Source organism: Eubacterium multiforme, assembly GCF_030813415.1.
In the GTDB taxonomy this organism is placed as follows: domain Bacteria; phylum Bacillota; class Clostridia; order Clostridiales; family Clostridiaceae; genus Clostridium; species Clostridium multiforme.
In genome coordinates, this window is record NZ_JAUSUF010000031.1 from 1 (window position 1) to 1,455 (window position 1,455).

1 protein-coding gene and 1 riboswitch are annotated in these 1,455 nt (G+C 26.8%); the gene reads left to right on the forward strand.

Features of this window, described 5'->3' with window-relative positions; all coding sequences use genetic code 11:
- The first annotated feature begins 268 nt into the window (after positions 1-268).
- Positions 269-369, forward strand: a riboswitch (purine riboswitch).
- Between the two features lie 91 nt (positions 370-460).
- Positions 461-1,033, forward strand: coding sequence for a xanthine phosphoribosyltransferase (locus J2S18_RS16365; RefSeq protein WP_307488434.1), 573 nt, complete (start codon positions 461-463; stop codon positions 1,031-1,033).
- The last annotated feature ends 422 nt before the right edge of the window (positions 1,034-1,455 follow it).

Here is a 1,455-nt window from a genome sequence, read left to right on the forward strand (position 1 = left end):
GCCGATGGTACTGCATGGGAGACCGTGTGGGAGAGTAGGACGTTGCCAGGTAAGTAACGAAAAGAGATAGTTTAATTACTATCTCTTTTTTTGTACAAAAATTTATAGAAAATAAAGCTGTATTTATAGATTAAGTTTTCTTATTAAGGCATGTTTTATTAAAGATTAAAGCTTTTAAATATGAAATAATATATTTAAAATATAAGAAATTACGTAATCTTTTATAAAAAACTTGCACTGATTGATATGTAATGATATATTAGACTAAAAATTAATTATAATTAAAGTTCGTATATGCCCAAATAAAGTTATGGCTTGGGTGTTTCTACAAGGAGCCGAATCCTAACTACGAATATATAGTAAAATCTTATAATAAACTATATGTTCCTAGGCTAAAATGGTCTAGTTTTTTTGTTATTCGGATCATTTATTTATTATATTAAGGAAAGGAACGAAGGATATGGAGTTATTAAAGAAAAAAATATTAGAAGATGGCAGAGTGAGAGAGGGAAATATATTAAAGGTAGATAGTTTCTTAAATCACCAAATGGATATTAAGTTATTAAATGGAATAGGAAAAGAATTTAAAAAAAGATTTGAAAATGAAAAGGTAGACAAGATATTAACTATAGAAGCTTCAGGAATAGGAATAGCAGCTATTGTTGCACAATATTTTGATTATGTACCTGTTGTGTTTGCAAAGAAGACAGAGAGCCTTAACTTAGATAAAGAATTATATGAAGTGAAGGTCCATTCATTTACTAAAAATAAAGAATATAGTGTTAGAGTAGGAAAAAGATTTTTAAATAAGGGTGAAAATATATTAGTAATAGATGACTTCTTAGCTAAGGGTTGTGCTTCAAAGGGAATGTTAGAATTAATTAAGCAATCTGAAGCTAATTTAGTTGGTGTAGGTATTGTCATAGAGAAAGGTTTCCAAGAAGGTAGAGAGACATTAGAATCATTAGGAGCAAGAGTTGAATCTTTAGCTATAATAGATAGCATTGATAATGGAGATATAAAGTTTAGATAAAAAATAAAAGAGAAGGAGGTATCCTTCTCTTTTGCATTATAGTTAATTCTAATGTATATAAATAGAATTTTTTATTATAATGAGTGTAATTAGTAATAAAATGTAATAATTCTAAATTAAACTTATCCAAGCGTATCAATAGTAGAATTATTGAGTAAATTGAAGTAATTTTCAATAAGAATGATATAAATTAATATTATAAGGATATAATAATTAAAGGCATTTAATATATGTGATATTATTGATTTCGTTGCTTGAAGCAAACGAGATTCAACAAAAATATTTATTAAAAAATAAATTTAAAAAGTTGTTGACAATGAAGCTTGCAGGTGATAAGATAAACAAGTCGCTTAGGGGCGACGAGATAAAATGGTCTTTGAAAATTGAACAGAATATATAGAATACATTTAGAACCAGCAATT